Raw genomic sequence first — 20,402 nt, 5'->3', positions numbered from 1 at the left:
CTCGACTGATGGGAGCTCAACGACGGCGATTCGCGCGCACCCGTCCGATGCGGCCACGGGTCCTGGTGATGCTGGTGGCAGCGGCGCTGGCGCTGACCGCCTGCGACTCGACGAGTCCGGGTTCCGCCTCGACCACCACCGCGTATTCGCCGGTGTCCTCCCCCGCGTCGAGTTCCGTACTGCCCCCGCCGATCGCCTGCGGGGTACCCGAACTCGCCCGAATGTCGTTGCGGCAGAAGCTCGCTCAGCTGGTCGTTGTCGGCGTGACCGATGCCGACGACGCGGCGCGGATCGTGCGCACCGAGCAGATCGGCGGCATCTTCGTGGGCAGCTGGACCGACAAGTCGATCCTCACCAGCGGCGCCGCGGCCCGCATCTCCCGCTCGTCGCCGATCCCGCTGATGGTGACCGTGGACCAGGAGGGCGGCCGCGTGTCGCGGTTGTCGTCGCTGGGCATCGACAGCCCCTCGGCGCGTGAGCTGGCGCAGACGAAGACGCCCGCGCAGGTACGCGCGCTGGCGGCGTCGATCGGCCGGCAGCTCAAGCGGCTCGGCATCACCGTGGACTTCGCGCCGGACGTCGACGTCAGCGACGAGAGCGCCGACGAGGTGATCGGCGACCGCTCGTTCAGCAACGACCCACAGGTGGTCACCCGCTACGCCGGTGCTTTCGCCGCAGGACTGCAGGACGCGGGCATCATGCCGGTGTACAAGCACTTCCCGGGACACGGCCACGGCTCCGGCGATTCGCATCTCGGTGTGGTGCGGACCCCGCCGCTGTCGTCGCTGGAGACCAGCGACCTGGTGCCCTACCGGACGCTGCTGCGCGACCCGCAGAACGCAGGCGTGATGGTGGGACATCTGATCGTGCCCGGGCTCACCGGGCCGGAGACCCCGGCCAGCATCAGTCCCGCCGCGATGACGATGCTGCGGACCGGCAGGCCCTACGGGGGCCCGCCCTTCAACGGGGTGGTGTTCTCCGACGACCTGTCGGGCATGGCGGCGATCAGTGCCCGCTATCCGATCGAGCAGGCCGCGCTGATGTCGATCCGCGCGGGCGGCGACATCGCGCTGTGGCTCTCCACCGACCGGGTGTCGTCGGTGCTCGACGCGATGACCAGGGCGGTGAATGTGGGCACGCTCACCGTGCCGCGGGTGGACCGCTCGGTGGTGCGCATCCTGCGCGCCAAGGGTGTCCTGCACTGCTGAGCCTGCACTACTGAGCCCGCACTGCTGAGCCTGCACTGCTGGCACGGTGTCTGCTGCTGCCGGACCGGGCGTCGGCGGATCAACTTACCAGTGGGTAAGTCGTCGGGTAAGATGATGCTCTCCCGAGGAGGTGGCGATGGCCGGCGGTACCAAACGGTTGCCGCGTGCGGTACGTGAGCAGCAGATGCTCGACGCCGCAGTGAAGGTGTTCTCCGAGAACGGTTTCCGCGAGACCTCGATGGACGCGATCGCCGCCGAGGCGCAGATCAGCAAGCCGATGCTCTATCTGTACTACGGCTCCAAGGAAGAGCTCTTCAGCGCGTGCCTCAGCCGCGAATCCGGCCGGTTCATCGACGCGATGGCGGTGGGTTTCGACCCGTCGCTGCGCCAGCGCGATCAGGCCCGCACGGTGGTGCGTGAGTTCCTGCGCTACGTCGACGAACACCGGCAGTCGTGGAAGGTGCTCTACCGCGTCGCCGTGGGCACGGCGAGCTTCAGCCAACTCGTGCACGAGAGCCGCGACCGGGTCACCGAGATGGTCGCCGACCTGATCCGCCGCGGCACCACCGTGGAAGGTGCCAGCGACATCGACTTCGAGCTGTCGGCCGTCGCGCTGGTCGGTGCCGGCGAGGCCGTCGCCGACCGGATGAGCGAGGGCGACGTCGACCTCGACACCGCCACCGACCTCTTGGTCGGCATCACCTGGCGCGGACTCAAGGGCGTCGGGCGCCACGACGAGCCCGTCGGCTGACGGGCCCGTCGGCGACGTAAACCCTCAGGCAGTCCGCGTGGACGCCGTCAGATGCGGATACCCCTTGCGCCGGTTGCGGATCGAGATGTCGAAGCTGCCGGATGATCTGCCGCCCACCCCGTCGATGCGGTGGACGTAGAGGTTGACCTTCGCCGGCAGCAGGATCGGCTTGCCGAACCGGACCGCGTAAACGACGTCGTCGGGTAGCTGCGCCTCCACGTTGGCCACGGCGGCCGCCGCACTCCACATGCCGTGCGCGATGGCCTTCGGGAATCCGAACGCCTTGGCGGTGATGTCGCCCATGTGGATCGGATTGCGATCGCCCGACGCCGCGGCGTACTCGCGGATCCGGGCCAGATCCACCGCGAGAACCGCGTCGGGTGGCGGCGGGGCCTGTTCACGCGGGGCAGGCCCACGCGGCTCGTCGGACAGGCTGGTGCGCTGCTGTTTGAGGAACGTCGCCACCTGCCGGGTGACTGTCTCGGTGCCCACCGTGATCTCCGAGATCATGTCCACCAGAATGCCTTTGCGATGCTCGCGCAGGTTCTCCGCGTGGGTCTCGATGGTCAGCGGTTCGTCGAGGGCGATGGGACGGAACCGGTGGATGGTGTTCTCCACGTGCACCGAGCCGACCGCGCCGAACGGGAAATCGGCTTCGGTCATGAGCTTCATCGCGAGCGGGAACTGCAGCACGAACGGATAGGTGATCGGCAGCGTGGGGCCGAACTGTTGGCCGGTCGCGCGCGTGTAGGCGTGCAGCCGTTCCGGATCCACCCGCACGTTCTCGAGCCGGAAGCGGGTGTCGGGCAGCACGGTGTCGGCGCGCACCGACCCCTGCTTGCCGATCACCGGCAGCATCGCGGCCACGGCCTTCGAGAACACCTCGCGGGTACTCGGCGCGCCGTCGAGGGTGATGGTCTTGCTCATCACGCCCCCAGGAAGCCCTGGCCGCACACGCGGACCACGTTGCCGGTGATCGCGTTGCTGGCCGGGTTGGCGAAGTAGGCGACGGTCTCGGCGACGTCGACCGTCTGCCCGCCCTGCTGCAGCGAACTCATCAGGCGACCGGCTTCGCGGGTGGCCAGCGGGATGGCCGCGGTCATCTTGGTCTCGATGAAGCCGGGGGCGACGGCGTTGATGGTGATGCCCTTGTCGGCGAGGATCGGCGCGTAGGCGTCGACAAGCCCGATCACCCCGGCCTTCGAGGTGCCGTAGTTGGTCTGGCCGCGGTTGCCCGCGATGCCCGCGATCGAGCTGACATCGACGACGGCACCGCCGGCGCGGATGGCGTCCTTGGCGACGAGCGCGTTGACCAGCTGTTGCGGGGCGATCAGGTTCACCGAGATCACCGAGTTCCAGCGTCCGTCGTCCATGTTCGCCAGCAGCTTGTCGCGGGTGATGCCGGCGTTGTTGACGATGATGTCGATGCCGCCGTGACGCTCGAGGGCGTGCTGCGCAAGTTTGTCGCCCGCGTCGGGGGCGCTGACGTCGAGGGGCAGTGCGGTGCCGCCGACCTTGTTCGCGGTCTGCGCGAGTGCCTCGCCGGCGGCCGGGATGTCGGCGCAGATGACGTGGGCGCCGTCACGGGAGAGCACCTCGGCGATGGTGGCGCCGATTCCGCGGGCCGCGCCGGTCACCACGGCGACCTTGCCGGCCAGTGGCTTCTCCCAGTCGGCGGGCGCGGCCGAATCGGCCGGACCCACCCGGATCACCTGGGCGTCGACGAACGCCGACTTCGCCGACAACACGAAACGCAACGTCGACTCCAGGCCGGTGAGCCCGGTCTTGGCGTCGGGCGACACGTAGACGAGCTGCACGGTGGAGCCCTTGAGCAGTTCCTTGCCCAGTGAGCGGGTGAAGCCCTCCAGCGCGCGCTGCGCGACGTGCTCGTCGGGGTCGGTGATCAGTTCGGGGGTGGTGCCGATCACCAGGAACCTGGCGCAGGCGGCGGTGGAACGCATGACCGGCGCGAAGAACTCGTAGAGCTGGGCGAGGTCGGCCGGGGAGGTGATGCCGGTGGCGTCGAACACCAGACCGCCGTACTTGTCGGCGCTACGGCCGGTGGTGGCGTTGTGGATCAGGGTGTAGTCCGGGGTGGAGAGGATCTCGCGCAGCGGCTCCACCAGGCGTCCCTGGCCGCCGAGCAGGACCGGACCGGGCAGCGGCGGCTCGGTGGGCTTGTAGCGACGCAGGGGCGGGGGCACCGGCAGTCCGGCCTGCTTGGCGATGAAGGCGCCGGGTGCAGAATGGACGAAGCTCGAGTACAGGCCAGTGGTTCCGTTGGAGGCCACGTGTATCTCCTTCGATCGTGGATGCGGTTCGACAACGAACTTACTGTCGAGTAAGAATACGCTATAGACATCAACCACCACCCCCTGGGAGTTCGAAGTGGCCAACACACCCAAGACCCGCAGTGAACGTCCGGTCGCGATTCTCGGCGGCAACCGCATTCCGTTCGCGCGCCAGGACAAGGCCTACGCCGCGGTCAGCAATCAGGAAATGTTCACCACGGCACTCGACGGCCTGGTCAGCCGGTTCGGTCTGCAGGGGGAGCGCCTCGGCATGGTGGCCGGTGGCGCCGTGCTCAAGCATTCGCGTGATTTCAATCTCATCCGCGAATGCGTGCTCGGATCGGCACTGTCGCCTTACACCCCGGCCTTCGACATCCAGCAGGCGTGTGGCACCGGCCTGCAGGCCATCACCGCCGTCGCCGACGGCATCGCCCGTGGCCGCTACGACGTGGCGGTCGGCGGCGGTGTGGACACCACCTCCGACGCCCCGATCGGCGTTTCCGAGGATCTGCGGCTGGCGCTGCTCGAGGTGAATCGCGCCCGTAGCCCCAAGGATCAGATTCTCGGCATCCTCAAGGCGCTGCCGAAGCTGGGCATCGACATCCCCCGCAACGGCGAACCCCGCACCGGCATGTCGATGGGTGAGCACGCGGCCATCACCGCCAAGGAGTTCGGCATCAAGCGCGCCGATCAGGATGCGCTGGCCGCCGCGAGCCACCAGAAGATGGCCGCCGCCTACGACGACGGCTTCTTCGACGACCTCATCACCCCCTACCTGGGTCTGACGCGCGACCAGAACCTGCGCGGCGACTCCACCGAGGAGAAGCTGGCGAAACTCAAGCCGGTGTTCGGGGTGTCGCTGGGCGACGCGACGATGACCGCGGGCAACTCCACCCCGCTCACCGACGGCGCCTCCACCGTGCTGCTCTCCAGCGACGAATGGGCGCAGGAGAAGGGGCTGCCGGTGCTGGCCTACTTCGTCGACTCCGAGACCGCCGCGGTGGACTACGTCAACGGACCCGACGGACTGCTGATGGCGCCGACGTATGCGGTGCCGCGTCTGCTCGCACGCAACGGCCTCACCCTGCAGGACTTCGACTTCTACGAGATCCACGAGGCCTTCGCATCGGTGGTGCTCGCGACCCTGCAGGCGTGGGAGTCCGAGGAGTACTGCAAGGAGCGGCTGGGTCTGGACAACGCGCTCGGCTCCATCGACCGCAGCAAACTCAACGTCAACGGGTCGTCGCTGGCGGCCGGTCATCCGTTCGCCGCCACCGGCGGGCGGATCGTGGCCCAGGCGGCCAAGCAGATCAAGGAGAACGGCGGTGGCCGGGCGCTGATCTCGATCTGCGCCGCGGGCGGTCAGGGCGTCACCGCGATCGTCGAGGGGTGACGGATCGATCACCGATTTCTTCAAGAAGGTGTAACGAACCGCAAAGCACGGTAGAAATATGTACTAGCTCCGGTTGAGCTGTCAGACCCCCGACCCGACAGCTCGACCGGAGCGCCTTCTTTTGCCTGGCCGTGTGGCTCCTGACCTGCGGGCATGTGATGTACCCCGTTCGCCAAGGTCCGGAATCTCCGGTATGAGTGATAGTGATGCCCGTCCCGAAACCCTCCCGCCGATTCCGTCTGGGAGTCCGCGTCGGGGTGGTTGTGGCGACAATCACATGTCTGGTTGTGGCCGCCGACCTGGTACTCACCGATGGTCACAGCGCACGCGGCGCCACAGTGGCCGGACTCGACACCGGCAACAGGTCGCCGATGCAACTCACACCGGTCGTTGCGGAACTGGGCAAGCGCGCGGTGCGGCCGGTCACGGTGCGCACACCGTCGGGAACCGCGGTGATCGCGCCACACGATCTCGGGCTCTCCTTCGACGACGAGGCCACCACGAAGGCGTTGCTGCGCCGCTCCCGCAATCCCGTCGACCGGCTGCTGGCCCTGTTCGGCCGCTCGCACGCGGTGACGCCGATCGTCGACGTCGACCGCACCCGGCTCGACGCCGCGCTCGACGAACGCCGCACCGAGCTGGAGCGAGCCGCCGTCGAGGGCGGCGTGCACTTCGACGGGGCCACCCCGATCGCCGACCTGCCCGCACGCGGACTGCGCATCGACCGCGATGGCGCCGCCGACGTCCTGGCCCGGGAATGGCTGGAGGGTGACGGTCCGGACCCGGCGCCGGTGGACCTGCCGATGGAGCCGTTCTCGCCGACCGTCTCCGCGGACACCGTCCGCGCCACCGTGGCCGGCCCGGCGACCGCGGCCGTTGCCGACGACGTGACCCTGCTGGGCAGCGCGGGTGCCCGGTCGGCGCTGACCCCCGAGGACATCGGTGCCGTGCTGACCTTCGTGCCCGGCGACCGCGGGACACTGATCCCCCGCGTCGACCGCGACGGCCTGCGGGAGCGTGCCCGCCGGGCGCTCGCCCGCACCGAGCGACCGGCCACCGATGCGCGTTTCACCCTCGCCGGGGGCACGCCACGCGTGGTGGGTTCGCGCACCGGTGCGCGGATCGACTGGGAGAAGACGGCGGCCGCGCTCGAACGAGTGCTGGGCGGGCCGACCGGGAACTCCGCCCGCACCGTCGCGGTGGTCTACGAGACGTTGCGGCCGCGCCTGGACACCGCGAAGGCGCAGCGCCTAGGGGTGCGCGAGGTAATCAGCGATTTCACCACCGGCGGCTTCTCGTCGGCGTCCGGGGAGAACATCCGCCTCGTCGCGCAGGAGGTCGACGGGGCGCTGGTGTTGCCCGGGCAGACGTTCTCGCTGAACTCCTACACCGGCCCGCGCGGTTCGGCGCAGGGCTACGTCGCGTCGACGATCATCGACCACGGCCGCCCGGCCACCGCGGTCGGCGGCGGCATCTCGCAGTTCGCCACCACGCTCTACAACGCCGCCTACTTCGCCGGACTCGAGGACGTCGACCACACCGAGCACGGCTACTACATCTCGCGGTATCCCGAGGCGCGGGAGGCCACCGTGTTCGAGGGCGCCATCGACCTGGTTTTCCGCAACAACACCCGCCACGCGATCCTGATCGAGACGGGATGGACGCCGTCGTCGGTGTCGGTGCGCATGTGGAGTACCAAAACCGTTGAGGTGCAATCGATCACCGGTGAACGCAGCGCGTACACGGCACCCCCGTCGATCCGGGTTGAGGCGGGCGACGATTGTATCGAGGCCTCGGGTACCCGCGGGTTCACCACGTCGAACACGCGCGTCATCACCGATGTCGCCTCCGGCCGGGAGATCTACCGGCACACCCGGACCGTCCGCTACGACCCGGAACCCACGGTTCGCTGCGTGGCCTGACGGTGCTCGGCGCCCTGGTTCGCGACTGCGGGGGATATCGAAAAACGCTGACTTTGCAGAGTGCGCGTTGTTTGCCAACCCCAGCGGGATCGTGTCCGTAGGCTGTTCGCCGTGGATATCAATGGAGCAAGTGCAATCGTCACGGGTGGCGCATCCGGGATCGGCGCCGCGTCGGTCCGGCAGTTGGCCGCCAATGGAGCCAAGGTGGTCATCGCCGACCTGAAGGCCGATGCCGGTGAGGAACTCGCCAAGGAGGTCGGCGGGCGGTTCGTGCCGGTCGACGTCACCGACACCGCGCAGATCGAGGCGGCCGTCACCGCGGCCGGTGAACTCGGACCGCTGCGTGCGGTGGTCAACTCGGCCGGCATCGGGTGGGCGCAGCGCACCATCGGTAAGGACGGCGAGTTCGCCTCGGCGCACAACCTCGACGCCTACAAGAAGGTCATCGCGATCAACCTGATCGGCACCTTCGACGTCATCCGGCTGGCGGCCACCGCGATGAGCCGCAACGACCCGCTCGACACGGGTGAACGCGGCGCCATCGTCAACATGGCCAGCGTCGCCGCGTTCGACGGTCAGATCGGGCAGGCCGCGTACTCGTCGTCCAAGGGTGGCGTGGTGGGCATGACGCTGCCCGTTGCCCGCGACCTCTCCGCCGTCGGTATTCGCGTCAACACGGTCGCACCGGGCCTGATCGACACCCCGATCTACGGCACCGGCCCGGAGTCGGAGGCGTTCAAGGCCAACCTCGGCAAGAACGTGCTGTTCCCCAAGCGCCTCGGTGTGCCCGACGAACTGGCGTCGATGGTCGTCGAACTGATTACCAACTCGTACATGAACGCCGAGGTGGTCCGCGTCGACGGCGGCATCCGGATGCCACCGAAGTAGCGTCGCCGCGGGATCCGCGCTGACGAAACAAGGCGGGCCGGACAGCGTGTCCGGCCCGCCTTGCGGTGGTGGTTGTTCGTCAGCGACTCAGAAGGCGGCTTCGTCGAGTTCCATCACGTCATTATCGATGTTCTCGACGACGCCACGGACCGAGGTGAGCAGCGGCAGCATGTTCTTCGCGAAGAAGCTCGCCACCCCGACCTTGCCCTCGTAGAACGCCTTGTCGGCGTCGCTGGTGCCCGCGTCCAGTGCGGCCAACGCGACCTCGGCCTGACGCAGCAGCAGCCAGCCGATCAACAGGTCGCCGACGGCCATCAGGAAGCGCACCGAACCCAGCCCCACCTTGTAGAGCTCCTTCGGGTTCTCCTGCGCACCCATCAGGAAGCCGGTGAGGGTGGCGGCCATGCCCTGCACGTCCTCGAGCGCGGTCTTGAGCAGGGCGCGCTCGGCCTTGAGCCGGCCGTTGCCCGCCTCCGAGTCGATGAACGACTGGATCTGTCCGGCGACGTGCGCGAGCGCCTGGCCCTTGTCGCGGATGATCTTGCGGAAGAAGAAGTCCTGCGCCTGGATGGCCGTGGTGCCCTCGTAGAGCGAGTCGATCTTGGAGTCACGGATGTACTGCTCGAGCGGATAGTCCTGGAGGAAGCCGGAACCGCCCAGCGTTTGCAGCGACTCTGTCAGCGTGCCGTAGGCGCGCTCGGAACCGACACCCTTGACGATCGGCAGCAGCAGATCGTTGACGCGGTGTGCCAGGTCGGCGTCGGCGCCGGAGACGACCTGCGCGGCCACCGCATCCTGGTGCGAGGCGGTGTAGAGATACACCGCGCGCAGACCTTCGGCGTACGCCTTCTGGGTCATCAGGGCGCGACGCACGTCCGGATGATGGGTGATGGTGACGCGCGGGGCGGTCTTGTCGGTCATCTGGGTCAGGTCGGCGCCCTGCACACGCTCCTTGGCGTATTCGAGGGCGTTAAGGTAGCCGGTCGACAGCGTCGAGATGGCCTTGGTGCCCACCATCATGCGGGCGTGCTCGATGACGTCGAACATCTGCGCGATGCCCTTGTGGACCTCGCCGACGAGCCAGCCCTTGGCCGGGACGCCGTGCTGGCCGAAGGTGACCTCACAGGTGGCCGAGACCTTCAGGCCCATCTTGTGCTCGACGTTGGTGACGAAGACGCCGTTGCGCTCGCCGGGCTCACCGGTCTCGGTGTCGAAGAGGAACTTCGGCACGAAGAACAGCGAGAGTCCCTTGGTGCCCGGTCCGGCGCCCTCGGGGCGCGCGAGCACCAGGTGCATGATGTTCTCGGTCATGTCCTGATCGCCCGAGGTGATGAAGCGCTTCACACCGTCGATGTGCCAGGAGCCGTCCTCCTGCAGGGTGGCCTTGGTGCGGCCGGCGCCGACGTCGGAACCCGCGTCGGGCTCGGTGAGCACCATGGTGGCGCCCCAGCCGCGCTCGGAGGCCAGCTTGGCCCATTCCTTCTGCTCGTCGGTTCCGTTGTCGTAGAAGATGTTGGAGAAGCCCGAACCGGCCGCGTACATGAACAGTGCGGGGTTGGCGCCCAGGATCATCTCCGAGATGGCCCAGTAGAGCGAACGCGGCGCAGGCATGCCGCCGAGTTCCTCGTCGACGCCCACCTTGTCCCAGCCGGCCTCGATGAAGGCGTGGTACGACTTCGCGAAGCCCTCCGGAATGGTCACGCTGTGGGTCTCCGGATCGAAGACCGGCGGATTGCGATCGCCCTCGACGAACGAGTCGGCGACGATGCCCTCGGCCATGTTCTTGACCTCGCGCAGCATGTCGACGGCGGTCTCGTGGTCGAGATCGCCGAACTCGCCGGACTCGAGGACCTTGTCGAGTTCGAAGACCTCGAAGAGGTTGAACTGCAGATCGCGGAGGTTGCTCTTGTAATGACCCATGATCGTTCCTTCTGTGACCTCTGGCGCGTGCCAAGTGGGCTGACGGGATGCAGGTGAAGACAGCGCGTCGGAGGGGTCGGATGCGCTAAGTTACTCACCGGTAACCCCAGTTTACCGCGCAGATGCATCTTCCATCAAGCCGCTGCGCGTGATATCGGGCCGGTAGCGTGGTAACGGTGTCCATCACCGACCTCGTCCTGGGATGCATGTACTTCGGCACCCGCACCGACGAGACCACCTCCAGGGCCATTGTCGAACGCTTCCTGGAGCGTGGCGGCACCACTCTGGACACCGCCGACTGTTACGCCTTCTGGGCGTCGCCGACCGGTGCCGGTGGACAGAGCGAGGAGTTCCTCGGTCGCTGGATGGCCGACAATCCCGGTGTCCGCGAGCAGATCGTGCTGGCCACCAAGGTGGGACCCGAGCCGGTGCCCGGGCAGCCGGGCCAGGTGGTGGGACTCGGCGCGGACGTGGTGACCCGTGCGGTGCGCGAGAGTCTGCGCCGCCTGCGCACCGACCACATCGACCTCTACTGGGCGCATCTGGAAGACCGAGCCACCCCGATGGCCGAGGTGGTGGCCACCTTCGGCCGGCTCGTCGCCGACGGCCTCGTCGGCAGGCTCGGGATCTCCAATCACCCGACCTGGCGGGTCGAACAGGCGCGGGCGCTGGCGGCCGTCGCCGGCACCGAGCCGTTCACCGCACTGCAGCTGACCACCTCGTACGTCCGGCCACGCCCCGATGTCGCGGTGCCCGGCAAGGACCACCGCTTCGGGTTCGTCACCGACGAGACGATCGACTACCTCCAGACCCACCCCGACCTCGAGGCGTGGGCCTACAGCCCGCTGATCCAGGGCAGCTACGACCGCGCCGAGCGGCCTTTCCCCGAGGCCTACGACCATCCCGGCACCACGCGACGGCTGGCGGTGCTGCGCGAGGTGGCCGCCGAGGTCGGCGCCTCACCGGGACAGATCGTCCTTGCCTGGTTGATCGGCTCGGCGCCCGCGTTCCGGCCCATCGTCGGGGTGTCGTCGCTCGCCCAACTCGACAGCGCACTCGATGCCGCCTCGATCGAGTTGACCGACGATCAGCGGGCCCGGCTCGACGCCGCGCACTGAGGTGCCACCACACGCCCGGTTCGCGGGCCTGTCAAGGCGTCAGAGGGCTGCGTGCAGGTAGGCCAGGTCGGCGGGGATGCCATCGGCCGGGGTCTCCAGGATGATCGGCGCGTCCGCGGCCCGGGCGACGGCGACGAGCACCTCGGGGTCGATGTGACCGGACTGCAGGTTCGCGTGCCGGTCGCGACCGGAATCGAACTCGTCGCGTGAGTTGTTCAGGTGCACCAGGTCGATGCGTCCGGTGATGTCGCGGACACGCTCGACGAGGCCCACCAGATCTTCGCCGCCGGCCCACGCGTGGCAGGTGTCGAGACAGAAACCCGCCTGCTCGAAGTCGCCGATCGACGACCAGAGGCGGTCGATCGCCTCCAGGGTGCGGGCCATGGCGTGATCGCCACCCGCGGTGTTCTCCACCAGGATCGGCACCCCGAAACCGCCTTTGTCGAGTTGGCGGTCGAACAGCTTGCGCCAGTTGGCGAATCCCTCCGCGTCGGCCTCGCCGTCGCGCAGGTGTCCGCCGTGCACCACGAGCCCGAACGCGCCGAGATCGGCGGCCGCGGCCGCCTGCTGTTCGACCGCCTTGCGGGAGGGCATGCGCAGCCGGTTGTTCAGGCTGGCGACGTTGATCTGGTAGCTCGAGTGCACCACCACGTCCAGGGGGGACGCCTTGATGGCCTCGGCCTGCGGATGTGGTTCTGGCTTCTTCCAGCTCTGGGGGTCGGTGACGAACATCTGGAAGACGTCGATCCCGAGTTCTTCGGCAGTTGCCAGCGGGTCGGCGTCGTCGCGTAGGTGGGCTCCGATGCGCATGCGTCGACGATAGTGCGTGCGCCTATTCGCCCCATCCGGGTTCGGTTTCGATGCTGATCGGCACACCCGATGCGATGAGCAGCCGGCACGGTGCCTGGGTATCGCGGTACAGGTGGAGCCACTCGTGGCCGCTGCCGCGCTCGTACACGCTGTCGAGAGCCCGGTTGAGCCTGGCCTCGGCTTCCTTGGTGATGAGGTAGCGCTGATCGCCGTAGCGCAGAAAACGATTCGGCATGGGACCTCCCGGTTGGTGCACTGTGATGCACGTCACCATCATAGGTCAGCGAGCGTGGATCGACGGTGCCGAACAAGGTGCAAAGAAGCCACAAACTCGTGATGTTCATTAGGCTGACGGGAGGTTACGAACCGGCCGCGTCAGCGCGTCGAACCGTGAAGCACTCACGAAGGCAGAGGAACCCCCCTTGAGCGTTGACGACGCGATAGACGCGGACGAACCGGAGATGGGCCGTGTCATCGACGATCTGGCCGACGCCGCGGAGATGGAGGCCGAGCCGGAGAAGCGTCGCGACCTGACCGTTGTCCGGCGCATCGCGATCGCCGCCTGGGTGGCGTTCATGGCCTACGAGATCTACGTCTACGGACTGGCCTTCGACCGCACGCGGCTGATCATCCTGCTCTGCCTGGGCCTGTTGGCGGCCAGTATCGGTCGTCGCCGGGCCGTCACCGTGATCATCGACTGGGCGCCGTTCGCCCTGATCCTGTTGCTCTACGACTGGACCCGTGACGTCGCCCGGATCGTCGACATGCCGACGCACTGGCACCTGGCCCCCGACGTGGACCGCGCGATGTTCGGCGTCGTCCCCACGGTGTGGCTCCAGGGCCACCTGAAGCAGGCGTCGGCGCCCTGGTGGGAGATCATCACCAGCGTCGTCTACATGTCGTACTTCGTGGTGCCCTACGCCGTGGCCGCCGTGCTGTGGCTGCGCGACCGCTCGGCGTGGCGCCGGTTCGCCGCGTGCTTCGTCGCCACCACGTTCCTCGGTCTGGTGGGTTACACCCTGGTGCCCGCGGCGCCGCCGTGGGCGGCGGCGCGGTGTACCGCCGAGCAAGTGGTGGACGGCCCGCGGGAAGCCGAATGCATGGCCACCCCCGAGGCGGCGGATCCCGGTGGCATCCTCGGACCCACCGATGCGCGTCACCCCGGCGCCGCGCCCTACGTGGAACGCATCTCCGCGCGTGGCTGGGAGTACCTGCACATCCACGTCGCGTCGAACCTGATCGAGGTGGGTCAGGGCAAGGCCAATCTGGTGGCGGCCATCCCGTCACTGCATGCCGGGCTCACGATGCTGCTCGCGCTGTTCATGTGGCCGCGGGTCAAAGCGCTCGGCCGAACGCTGTTCCTCGGCTATGCGCTGGCGATGGCGTTCACGCTGGTCTACACCGCCGAGCACTACGTCTTCGACGTTCTGCTCGGATGGGCGCTCGCCGCGGCGGTGGTGTTCGGGTACACGCTCATCGACCGTCGCATCCTGATGCCCAGACAGGCGCGTGCGGCGGCCGCTCGGGAGCCGGTGCCGGCACCGGCCGGTCTGACGGAAGCCGGTTAGGCTGGTCACCGTGACCCACGAGCGAATACCAGAAATGAAGACAATCAACCGTTCCCGCAACCGTTCTCGTCGTGTCATCACCACCGGTATGGCGGCCGCCGCGATCGGCGTCGTGGCGCTGGCGGGCTGCGGCACCGATTCGCCGTCGGGTTCCGATGCCGCGTCGGGCGTCACGACCACGTCGGCAGCGTCCGGATCGCCGTCCGCGTCGGCGCACAACGCCGCCGACGTGATGTTCAACCAGATGATGATCCCGCACCATCAGCAGGCGATCGCGATGGCCGATCTGGTACCCAGCCGCACCGACAATGCTGCCGTCCGGGAACTGGCCACCCAGATCCGCAACGCCCAGCAACCCGAGATCGACCAGATGACGCAGCGACTGCAAGCGTGGGGGGTGCCGACGATGATGTCGGGCTCGCCGTCGATGGAGATGGGTGGTCACGGTGACGGCCATTCGATGGGCTCGATGCAACCGTCCGGCATGGGCATGATGTCCGATGCCGAGATGACTGCGCTGGAGAACGCCCGGGGAGCCGAGTTCGACAGACTGTGGCTACAGGGGATGATCACCCATCACCAGGGCGCCATCGACATGGCGAACACCGAACTGCAGCAGGGTGTCAATCCGGCGTCGCGTGAACTGGCACAGCAGATCAAGACCTCGCAGCAGGCCGAGATCGACCGGATGCGGCAGCTACTCGGGTAGCGACGGCCGACGGTTCGGTGCGGTCAGGGCCTGCGTAGCTGCAGGCGCATCAGATACACCTGGTACGACGTGGAGATCGAGTAGGTGAAGTACAGCGAGTCACCCGACGACCAGGGATGGATGTACGGGGCGTAGCCGGTGTACGGGTTGTTCCACGGGGCGATCATCTCGCCCTGGGTCCACGGCCCCCAGGGATTGTCGGCGGTCCGCATGATCGCCCCGCCGGCCCGGGACGCCAGCGAGACGTATTTGCCCAGGTAATCGTTCCACGCGACGGACATCTCGCCCGTCGGTGCGCCCATCACCGGGGTGGCGGCGTCGGGATTGCCGCGCACCCAGTTGCCGTACGAGAAGTAGTCGTACTTTCCGAGGTGTTCGATGTCCTTCTCGTCCACACGTGACAGGTACACCGCACCGTTCCGGCCATCGGGGGTGCCGTAGGAGTAGATGGTGTGGCCCACCTTGAGGAAGGCACCCATCTGGAACTTCCTATTGCCACCCCCGTTGGGCCGGAACGCGTCGAGGGCCGCCCAGTGATTGCCGTTGTCTCCGGAGACCACGAGGCCCGACCAGCGCGTGAACCACTCCCCGGGCTGTCCCCACTGCCGAACGGCCATCACGTTCATGTACTGCTTGCCGTTGGCGGCCACGCCGGCGGTCGGGAGAACGGTGATCTCGCGCGCGAGGTTCGGCTTCAGCAGGCGGGAGGCGTAGCCGGGCGGGCCGGCGTGGCTGCTGAACGTCATCCCGTGTGCCAGGTTGCGGTCGGTGCTGCGCAGCAAAAAGTTCGACCGCCAGTAGAACAGGTCGCCGTAGAGCAGCGACCACCCGTTGAGCGACTTGGTATCCCCGAACGCGGCCAGGATCTGACCGTTGCCGTTGTCCCACAGGATTCCGAGGTCGGTTCCCCACACCTGATACCGGCCCACGGTGTCGTTCATCGCGAACGGGCCGGTCAGCTGCGCGACCATCGTCGCGTTGCCCGCGGAGTACGTGTCCGCGGTGGCCGGGGGCGCGCTGATGGTTCCGACCGTCAGGGTCACCGTGGCCGCGGCGACGACGGCCGCGACCACCGAACGGCGCAGTCGCCCGAGGGGCGCACGTCCGAACCTGGGCCACGACATGAGCGTGACCTTATCAAGACATATGTGTGACGCGCGCGTGATGAGACGAGTACGGTCCGGCGACAAACGGCAGGAACCCGTGATCCGAAGCACCGGAATCCGCGCGATCGCCGTTGCCGGGCGATACGCTGCCGCCATGACATTCAGTGCTTACACCAAGCAGTTCCCCGATGAGGCCATATCCACCATCCGCAGCGCGCTGATCTTCACCTCGATCCTGGGCATCGTGCTCGGCATCGTGGCGCTGGTGTGGACCAACGCGACCGTCGTCGTGCTCGGATTCCTGTTCGGCGTCGCGCTGATCGTGATGGGCCTGTTCCGGATCTATCTCGCCTTCTCCGCGTCGTTCCTGGGTGCCGGTTGGCGGGTGCTGAGCGGCGTTCTCGGTCTGCTGGTGCTGGCGATGGGCATCATCGCGGTGTTCAGCCCCGAGGACGCGGTGTGGCTGCTGGCGCTGTTCATCGGCATCGGCTGGATCTTCCAGGGCATTTCCGACCTGGCCGCGGCATTCTCGAAGACGGCGCACGCCCCCACCTGGTACCTCATCCTCTCGGGTGTGATCTCGCTGCTCGCCGGCATCGTGCTGGCGTTCATCGCCCCCTTCATCGGGCTTCAGGTGCTCGTCTGGGTCGCCGGCATCATGCTGATCGTGGTGTCGATCGCCACCCTGTTCACCCTGCCCAAGAAGGTCAGCGCACCGCCGGCCGTCTGAGTTCTCACTCCCACCAGGGCGCGATCGGATTGCCCTGCCACCTGGTATGCGCGGGCACCACGTCGCCCCGCATCACCAGGGAGGCAGGGCCCACCGTCGCCGATTCGCCCAGCCCGGACGCGGGCAGCGCGACACAGTGCGGCCCCAGGGTGGCGCCGCGTTCGAGGGTCACCCGGTCGATGGCCATCACCCGGTCGTGGAAAAGATGGGTCTGCACCACGCAGCCGCGCTGCACGGTGGCGCCGTCGCCGAGGGTCACCAGGTCGGCCTCGGGTAGCCAGTAGCTCTCACACCACACCCCCTTGCCGATGCGGGCGCCCAGCAGCCGCAGCCAGATGTTGAGGATCGGCGTCCCGGTGGCGGCGTTGGCGAACCACGGCGCGGCCACGGTCTCGACGAAAGCGTCGGACAGCTCGTTTCGCCACACGAAGGAACTCCACAGCGGATGTTCGGACACCTCGATGCGGCCCACCACCGCCCATTTGGCGGCCGCGGCAACACAGCACGCGATCGCGCCCGCCACCAGCAGCAGTAGGCCGCTGAGTACGGCGGCCACCACGTAGTTGGACTGGCTGGCGATGTATTGCAGGCCCAGCAGCACGAAGATGCCGAGGCCGAAGGAGATCATCACCGGGATCAGGCGCAGGGTCTCGATCACCGCACGGGCCACTTTGAGACGCACCGGCGGATCGAAGGTGCGCGAGGAGTCGGTGGTGGCGGCCGTGCGCCGCAACCGGACCGGTGGGCTGCCCAGCCAGCTCGATCCCGACTTCGCGCGATCCGGGGCCGCCGACAGCACCGCCACGAGACCGTTCTTGGGCACCTTGCGACCCGGACCGGCCATACCCGAGTTCCCCAGGAACGAGCGTTTGCCGATCTTCGCGTCGTCGATGTGCATCCAGCCACCGCCGAGTTCGTACGACGCCACCATGGTGTCGTCGGCGAGGAACGCGCCGTCGGCGATCGTGGTGAACCGCGGCAGCACCAGCGCTGTGGAGATCTCGGTGCCCTTGCCCACCTTGGCGCCCAGGATGCGGAACCACCAGGGCGTCAGCAGGCTCGCGTACAGCGGGAAGAGGTAGGTGCGCGACGAGTCGAGGAGCCGTTCGGTCATCCACACCTGCCAGCCCACCCGCGAGCGCACCGGGTGATAGCCCTTGGTGAGTCCGATCGACATCAGGCGCACCAGTGCCGCGGTGATGATCGCGAACACCAGCAGGCTGACGACGGTGGCGGCGGGCAGCAGGATCAGGGCGCGATAGCCGACGCTGCGCAGCCGGTCGGCGCGCAGCGCCCACGATCCGATGACGAGCAGTCCGGCGGCCAGCGAGATGAGTGGTATCGCTGCCAGCAGCATCGACGAGAGCCCGTACACCGGCACCCACAGGCTGCGCCGCGGGGGACGGTGATCCGGCCACGCCGGGGCGGCCTTGCCGACCTTGACCGCAGGCGAACCGGCCCAGTGCTGGCGGGCCTTGACGCGCCCGAACACCGCCGACCCGGGCGCCACCTCCGCGTCTCTGCCCACCACGGCTCCGGGAGCGAGCGTCGACCGTGCGCCCACCGATGCGCCGCGTTTGATCTCGATCTCACCGATGTGCACGATGTCGCCGTCGATCCACCAGCCCGCGACGTCGACCTCCGGTTCCACCGAGGCACCTTCGCCGATGGTGAGCATGCCGGTCACCGGGGGGATGGTGTGCAGGTCGACGCCGCGTCCGATCCGGGCGCCGAGCGCGCGGGCCAGGTAGATCATCCACGGTGCACCCGACAGGTTGGCGGCGCCGCTGGCGTCGAGGAGGCGTTCGGCCACCCACAGGCGCAGGTGCACGTTGCCACCGCGCGGATAGCTGCCCGGTGTGACCCCCGACAGCAGCAGCCGCGCCCCCACCGCGGCGATGACCATGCGGCCCAGGGGTGTGATGAAGACGAGGAACGCCGCCAGCAGCACCCACCAGTTGACCTCGATCACCCACGGCACCGTCAGCCCCGCACCCCGTGCGGCGGCGGCGCCGACGTTGTTGGCCACGCCCAGCCACGTGGCCCACTGCAGGCCGGTGAGCGTGGTGAGCGGCACCGACATCAGGACCTGCGCGACGCCGGTGGAAGCAGGTGTGGGCCGGACGTCGCGTTCGGTCACCACCGCCGCGGCCGGCATGGTGGCGTCGAGGAACTCGGCCAGCGACCCGAGCCGGGGATGGTCGTAGAGGTCGGCGACGGTGATCGTCGGATATCGCTCGCGCAGCGCGGTGACCAGCTGGGCGGCCGCCAGCGAGCCGCCGCCCTCGGCGAAGAAGTCGGTCTTCTCGCTGGTCACCGAGACCCCGAGCACGTCAGCCCAGCGGCCGGCCAGCCAGGCTTCGGTGCCGGTCAGATCGCCGGTGTCGTCGTCATCGTCGTCGGAGGTGCTCGGCAGCGGCCACGGCAGCGCGTTGCGGTCCACCTTGCCCGATGTGCGGGTGGGCAGTTCGTCGACGAGCGCGAGCCGCGGCACCATCGGTGCCGGTAGCTGCCCGGTGAGGAGCTGATGTGCGTTGGCGACATCGAAGTCGGGGTCGGGGGAGACGAGGTAGCCCACCAGCAGGCTGTTGCCGGCCGCGGACTTGCGCACCGCGGCGGCCGCCCCGCTCACGCCGGGCAGATGCTGCAGCGCGTTGTCGATCTCACCGAGCTCGATGCGCCGACCGCCGACCTTGACCTGGTCGTCGGCGCGGCCCTGGAACACCAGCCCCTCGGGATCGAGCCGCACCAGGTCGCCGCTGCGGTAGGCGCGGTCCCACCCCAGGGTCGGCATCGGTGCGTACTTCTCGGCGTCCTTGGCGGGGTCCAGGTAGTGCGCGAGCCCGACGCCGCCGATGATCAGTTCGCCGACCCCGCCCGGCGCGACCGGCTGGTTGTCGGCGCCGACCACCGCGAGATCCCATCCGGGCAGCGGCAGCCCGATCCGCACCGGCCCCGGTCCGCCCAGTCGGGCCCCGCATGCCACGACGGTGGCCTCGGTAGGCCCGTAGGTGTTCCACACCTCGCGGCCGTCGACCACCAGCCGGTCGGCGAGTTCGGGCGGGCACGCCTCACCACCGAAGATCAGCAGCCGCACCGCCTCGAGCGCTTCCGGCGGCCACAGCGAGGCCAGCGTGGGCACCGTCGACACGACGGTGATGTTGCGCTGCACCAGCCAGGGCCCCAGATCCATGCCGCTGCGCACCAGCGAACGCGGTGCGGGCACCAGACAGGCGCCGTTGCGCCAGGCCAGCCACATCTCCTCGCAGGAGGCGTCGAAGGCCACCGACAGCCCGGCAAGCACCCGGTCGTGCGGGCCGATGGGGGCGTCGAGGCAGAACATGCGGGCCTCGGCGTCGACGAATGCGGCGGCGTTGCGGTGGGTCACCGCGACGCCCTTGGGGGTGCCGGTGGAACCCGAGGTGAAGATGATCCATGCGTCATCGGTCACGTCGGGGCGCTCGGCGCCCGGTGAAGTGTCGGCAGTGTCGCCGCGCCGCGCCCCGGTCGCGTGGATGCCGTCGGCGTCGATGATCGCCTCCACCGCGGCCTCGCCGAAGACGAGCCGGGCCCGCTCGTCGGGGTCGTCGGCGTCGACGGGGACGTAGGCGGCGCCGGCGTAGAGGGTGGACAGAATCGCCGTGTAGAGGTCGCGTGAGCCCGACGGCATCCGGATCCCCACCCGGCTGCCGCGGCGCACCCCTGCGGCCGCCAGGCGCGACACGCCGCGACGGATCACCGCCGATAGCTGCGCGTAGGAGAGAACCTGGTCGCCGTCGTCGATCGCGGGTGCGTCGGGATGGTGCGCAATGGTGTCGTCGAGGATGTCGCACAGCGTCCGCGGGGCGCTGGCCTGCGACGACAACAGGAACTGCGGGGGGATCGCCGCGGTGGCGGGTGCGGTCATCGGTGGCCGTCGAGCGGTCGGAGGCGGGGGCGATCACATGATGGCGACAACATGGCGGCCGTGCGGTGTCCTATATCTCTG

General features: G+C 68.5%; 16 protein-coding genes. 9 read left to right on the top strand and 7 right to left on the bottom strand.

What is annotated here, in order from left to right; translation table 11 throughout:
- Window positions 1-47: 47 nt before the first annotated feature.
- Window positions 48-1,208, top strand: coding sequence for a glycoside hydrolase family 3 N-terminal domain-containing protein (locus ACWDSI_RS10680; protein ID WP_449747702.1), 1,161 nt, complete (start codon window positions 48-50; stop codon window positions 1,206-1,208).
- A 136-nt stretch (window positions 1,209-1,344) separates the two neighbouring features.
- Window positions 1,345-1,959: a TetR/AcrR family transcriptional regulator gene (locus ACWDSI_RS10675; RefSeq protein WP_449747639.1), complete on the top strand. Its 615-nt coding sequence runs from the start codon at window positions 1,345-1,347 to the stop codon at window positions 1,957-1,959.
- A gap of 24 nt (window positions 1,960-1,983) precedes the next feature.
- On the opposite strand, the gene ACWDSI_RS10670 is transcribed toward ACWDSI_RS10675, so the two are convergent.
- Together ACWDSI_RS10670 and ACWDSI_RS10665 are read right to left on the bottom strand one after the other, a co-directional pair.
- Window positions 1,984-2,886 carry a MaoC/PaaZ C-terminal domain-containing protein gene (locus tag ACWDSI_RS10670; RefSeq protein WP_449747640.1) on the bottom strand — a complete coding sequence of 301 codons (903 nt, stop codon included), beginning with the start codon at window positions 2,884-2,886 and terminating at the stop codon, window positions 1,984-1,986.
- On the bottom strand, window positions 2,886-4,250 hold the full coding sequence (locus ACWDSI_RS10665; protein ID WP_449747641.1) for a 3-oxoacyl-ACP reductase: 1,365 nt from the start codon (window positions 4,248-4,250) through the stop codon (window positions 2,886-2,888). Before ACWDSI_RS10665 ends, ACWDSI_RS10670 begins: the two co-directional genes overlap by 1 nt.
- Before the next feature lie 97 nt (window positions 4,251-4,347).
- Between ACWDSI_RS10665 and ACWDSI_RS10660 the strand changes: the two genes are divergently transcribed.
- The 3 genes from ACWDSI_RS10660 (at window position 4,348) to ACWDSI_RS10650 (ending at window position 8,453) form a co-directional block, all read left to right on the top strand.
- Window positions 4,348-5,643, top strand: coding sequence for an acetyl-CoA C-acetyltransferase (locus tag ACWDSI_RS10660; RefSeq protein ID WP_449747642.1), 1,296 nt, complete (start codon window positions 4,348-4,350; stop codon window positions 5,641-5,643).
- A 206-nt stretch (window positions 5,644-5,849) separates the two neighbouring features.
- Window positions 5,850-7,565 carry a VanW family protein gene (locus ACWDSI_RS10655; RefSeq protein WP_449756525.1) on the top strand — a complete coding sequence of 572 codons (1,716 nt, stop codon included), beginning with the start codon at window positions 5,850-5,852 and terminating at the stop codon, window positions 7,563-7,565.
- Window positions 7,566-7,676: 111 nt separating this feature from the next.
- Window positions 7,677-8,453, top strand: a complete 777-nt coding sequence (locus ACWDSI_RS10650) for an SDR family oxidoreductase (protein WP_449747644.1) — start codon at window positions 7,677-7,679, stop codon at window positions 8,451-8,453.
- An 87-nt stretch (window positions 8,454-8,540) separates the two neighbouring features.
- Here the strand turns inward: ACWDSI_RS10650 and ACWDSI_RS10645 are convergent, their stop codons facing one another.
- Window positions 8,541-10,373, bottom strand: a complete 1,833-nt coding sequence (locus ACWDSI_RS10645; RefSeq protein ID WP_449747645.1) for an acyl-CoA dehydrogenase — start codon at window positions 10,371-10,373, stop codon at window positions 8,541-8,543.
- 176 nt (window positions 10,374-10,549) lie between these two features.
- Between ACWDSI_RS10645 and ACWDSI_RS10640 the strand changes: the two genes are divergently transcribed.
- Window positions 10,550-11,491, top strand: coding sequence for an aldo/keto reductase (locus tag ACWDSI_RS10640; protein ID WP_449756524.1), 942 nt, complete (start codon window positions 10,550-10,552; stop codon window positions 11,489-11,491).
- A gap of 39 nt (window positions 11,492-11,530) precedes the next feature.
- Here ACWDSI_RS10640 and ACWDSI_RS10635 read toward each other — a convergent pair whose 3' ends face one another.
- Together ACWDSI_RS10635 and ACWDSI_RS10630 are read right to left on the bottom strand one after the other, a co-directional pair.
- Entirely contained in the window at window positions 11,531-12,301 is a 771-nt protein-coding gene (locus ACWDSI_RS10635) for a deoxyribonuclease IV (protein WP_449756523.1), read from the bottom strand.
- Between the two features lie 22 nt (window positions 12,302-12,323).
- Window positions 12,324-12,536 carry a hypothetical protein gene (locus tag ACWDSI_RS10630; RefSeq protein WP_449747648.1) on the bottom strand — a complete coding sequence of 71 codons (213 nt, stop codon included), beginning with the start codon at window positions 12,534-12,536 and terminating at the stop codon, window positions 12,324-12,326.
- Between the two features lie 226 nt (window positions 12,537-12,762).
- On the opposite strand from ACWDSI_RS10630, the gene ACWDSI_RS10625 reads away from it, so the two are divergent.
- Together ACWDSI_RS10625 and ACWDSI_RS10620 are read left to right on the top strand one after the other, a co-directional pair.
- On the top strand, window positions 12,763-13,869 hold the full coding sequence (locus tag ACWDSI_RS10625; RefSeq protein WP_449756592.1) for a phosphatase PAP2 family protein: 1,107 nt from the start codon (window positions 12,763-12,765) through the stop codon (window positions 13,867-13,869).
- Window positions 13,870-13,903: 34 nt separating this feature from the next.
- Entirely contained in the window at window positions 13,904-14,578 is a 675-nt protein-coding gene (locus tag ACWDSI_RS10620; protein ID WP_449756522.1) for a DUF305 domain-containing protein, read from the top strand.
- 23 nt (window positions 14,579-14,601) lie between these two features.
- On the opposite strand, the gene ACWDSI_RS10615 is transcribed toward ACWDSI_RS10620, so the two are convergent.
- On the bottom strand, window positions 14,602-15,702 hold the full coding sequence (locus tag ACWDSI_RS10615) for a DUF4185 domain-containing protein (RefSeq protein ID WP_449756521.1): 1,101 nt from the start codon (window positions 15,700-15,702) through the stop codon (window positions 14,602-14,604).
- Between the two features lie 136 nt (window positions 15,703-15,838).
- Here ACWDSI_RS10615 and ACWDSI_RS10610 point away from each other — a divergent pair, with 136 nt between their 5' ends.
- Window positions 15,839-16,414 carry an HdeD family acid-resistance protein gene (locus ACWDSI_RS10610; protein WP_449747651.1) on the top strand — a complete coding sequence of 192 codons (576 nt, stop codon included), beginning with the start codon at window positions 15,839-15,841 and terminating at the stop codon, window positions 16,412-16,414.
- Window positions 16,415-16,418: 4 nt separating this feature from the next.
- On the opposite strand, the gene ACWDSI_RS10605 is transcribed toward ACWDSI_RS10610, so the two are convergent.
- Entirely contained in the window at window positions 16,419-20,321 is a 3,903-nt protein-coding gene (locus ACWDSI_RS10605) for a Pls/PosA family non-ribosomal peptide synthetase (protein WP_449747652.1), read from the bottom strand.
- Window positions 20,322-20,402: the final 81 nt, after the last annotated feature.

This window comes from Gordonia sp. NPDC003429 (genome assembly GCF_053588575.1).
Note: the sequence above shows the minus strand (reverse complement) of the source record. Positions and strands in the feature narration are given on the sequence as shown.

Excerpts from the sequence above, each read along its gene's own strand:
- ACWDSI_RS10620 (WP_449756522.1), top strand. The coding sequence starts at position 13,904 with ATGAAGACAATCAACCGTTCCCGCAACCGTTCTCGTCGTGTCATCACC.
- ACWDSI_RS10680 (WP_449747702.1), top strand. The coding sequence starts at position 48 with ATGCGGCCACGGGTCCTGGTGATGCTGGTGGCAGCGGCGCTGGCGCTG.
- ACWDSI_RS10610 (WP_449747651.1), top strand. The coding sequence starts at position 15,839 with ATGACATTCAGTGCTTACACCAAGCAGTTCCCCGATGAGGCCATATCC.
- ACWDSI_RS10655 (WP_449756525.1), top strand. The coding sequence starts at position 5,850 with ATGCCCGTCCCGAAACCCTCCCGCCGATTCCGTCTGGGAGTCCGCGTC.
- ACWDSI_RS10605 (WP_449747652.1), bottom strand. The coding sequence starts at position 20,321 with ATGACCGCACCCGCCACCGCGGCGATCCCCCCGCAGTTCCTGTTGTCG.
- ACWDSI_RS10645 (WP_449747645.1), bottom strand. The coding sequence starts at position 10,373 with ATGGGTCATTACAAGAGCAACCTCCGCGATCTGCAGTTCAACCTCTTC.
- ACWDSI_RS10615 (WP_449756521.1), bottom strand. The coding sequence starts at position 15,702 with ATGTCGTGGCCCAGGTTCGGACGTGCGCCCCTCGGGCGACTGCGCCGT.
- ACWDSI_RS10625 (WP_449756592.1), top strand. The coding sequence starts at position 12,763 with ATGGGCCGTGTCATCGACGATCTGGCCGACGCCGCGGAGATGGAGGCC.
- ACWDSI_RS10635 (WP_449756523.1), bottom strand. The coding sequence starts at position 12,301 with ATGCGCATCGGAGCCCACCTACGCGACGACGCCGACCCGCTGGCAACT.
- ACWDSI_RS10630 (WP_449747648.1), bottom strand. The coding sequence starts at position 12,536 with ATGCCGAATCGTTTTCTGCGCTACGGCGATCAGCGCTACCTCATCACC.
- ACWDSI_RS10670 (WP_449747640.1), bottom strand. The coding sequence starts at position 2,886 with ATGAGCAAGACCATCACCCTCGACGGCGCGCCGAGTACCCGCGAGGTG.
- ACWDSI_RS10675 (WP_449747639.1), top strand. The coding sequence starts at position 1,345 with ATGGCCGGCGGTACCAAACGGTTGCCGCGTGCGGTACGTGAGCAGCAG.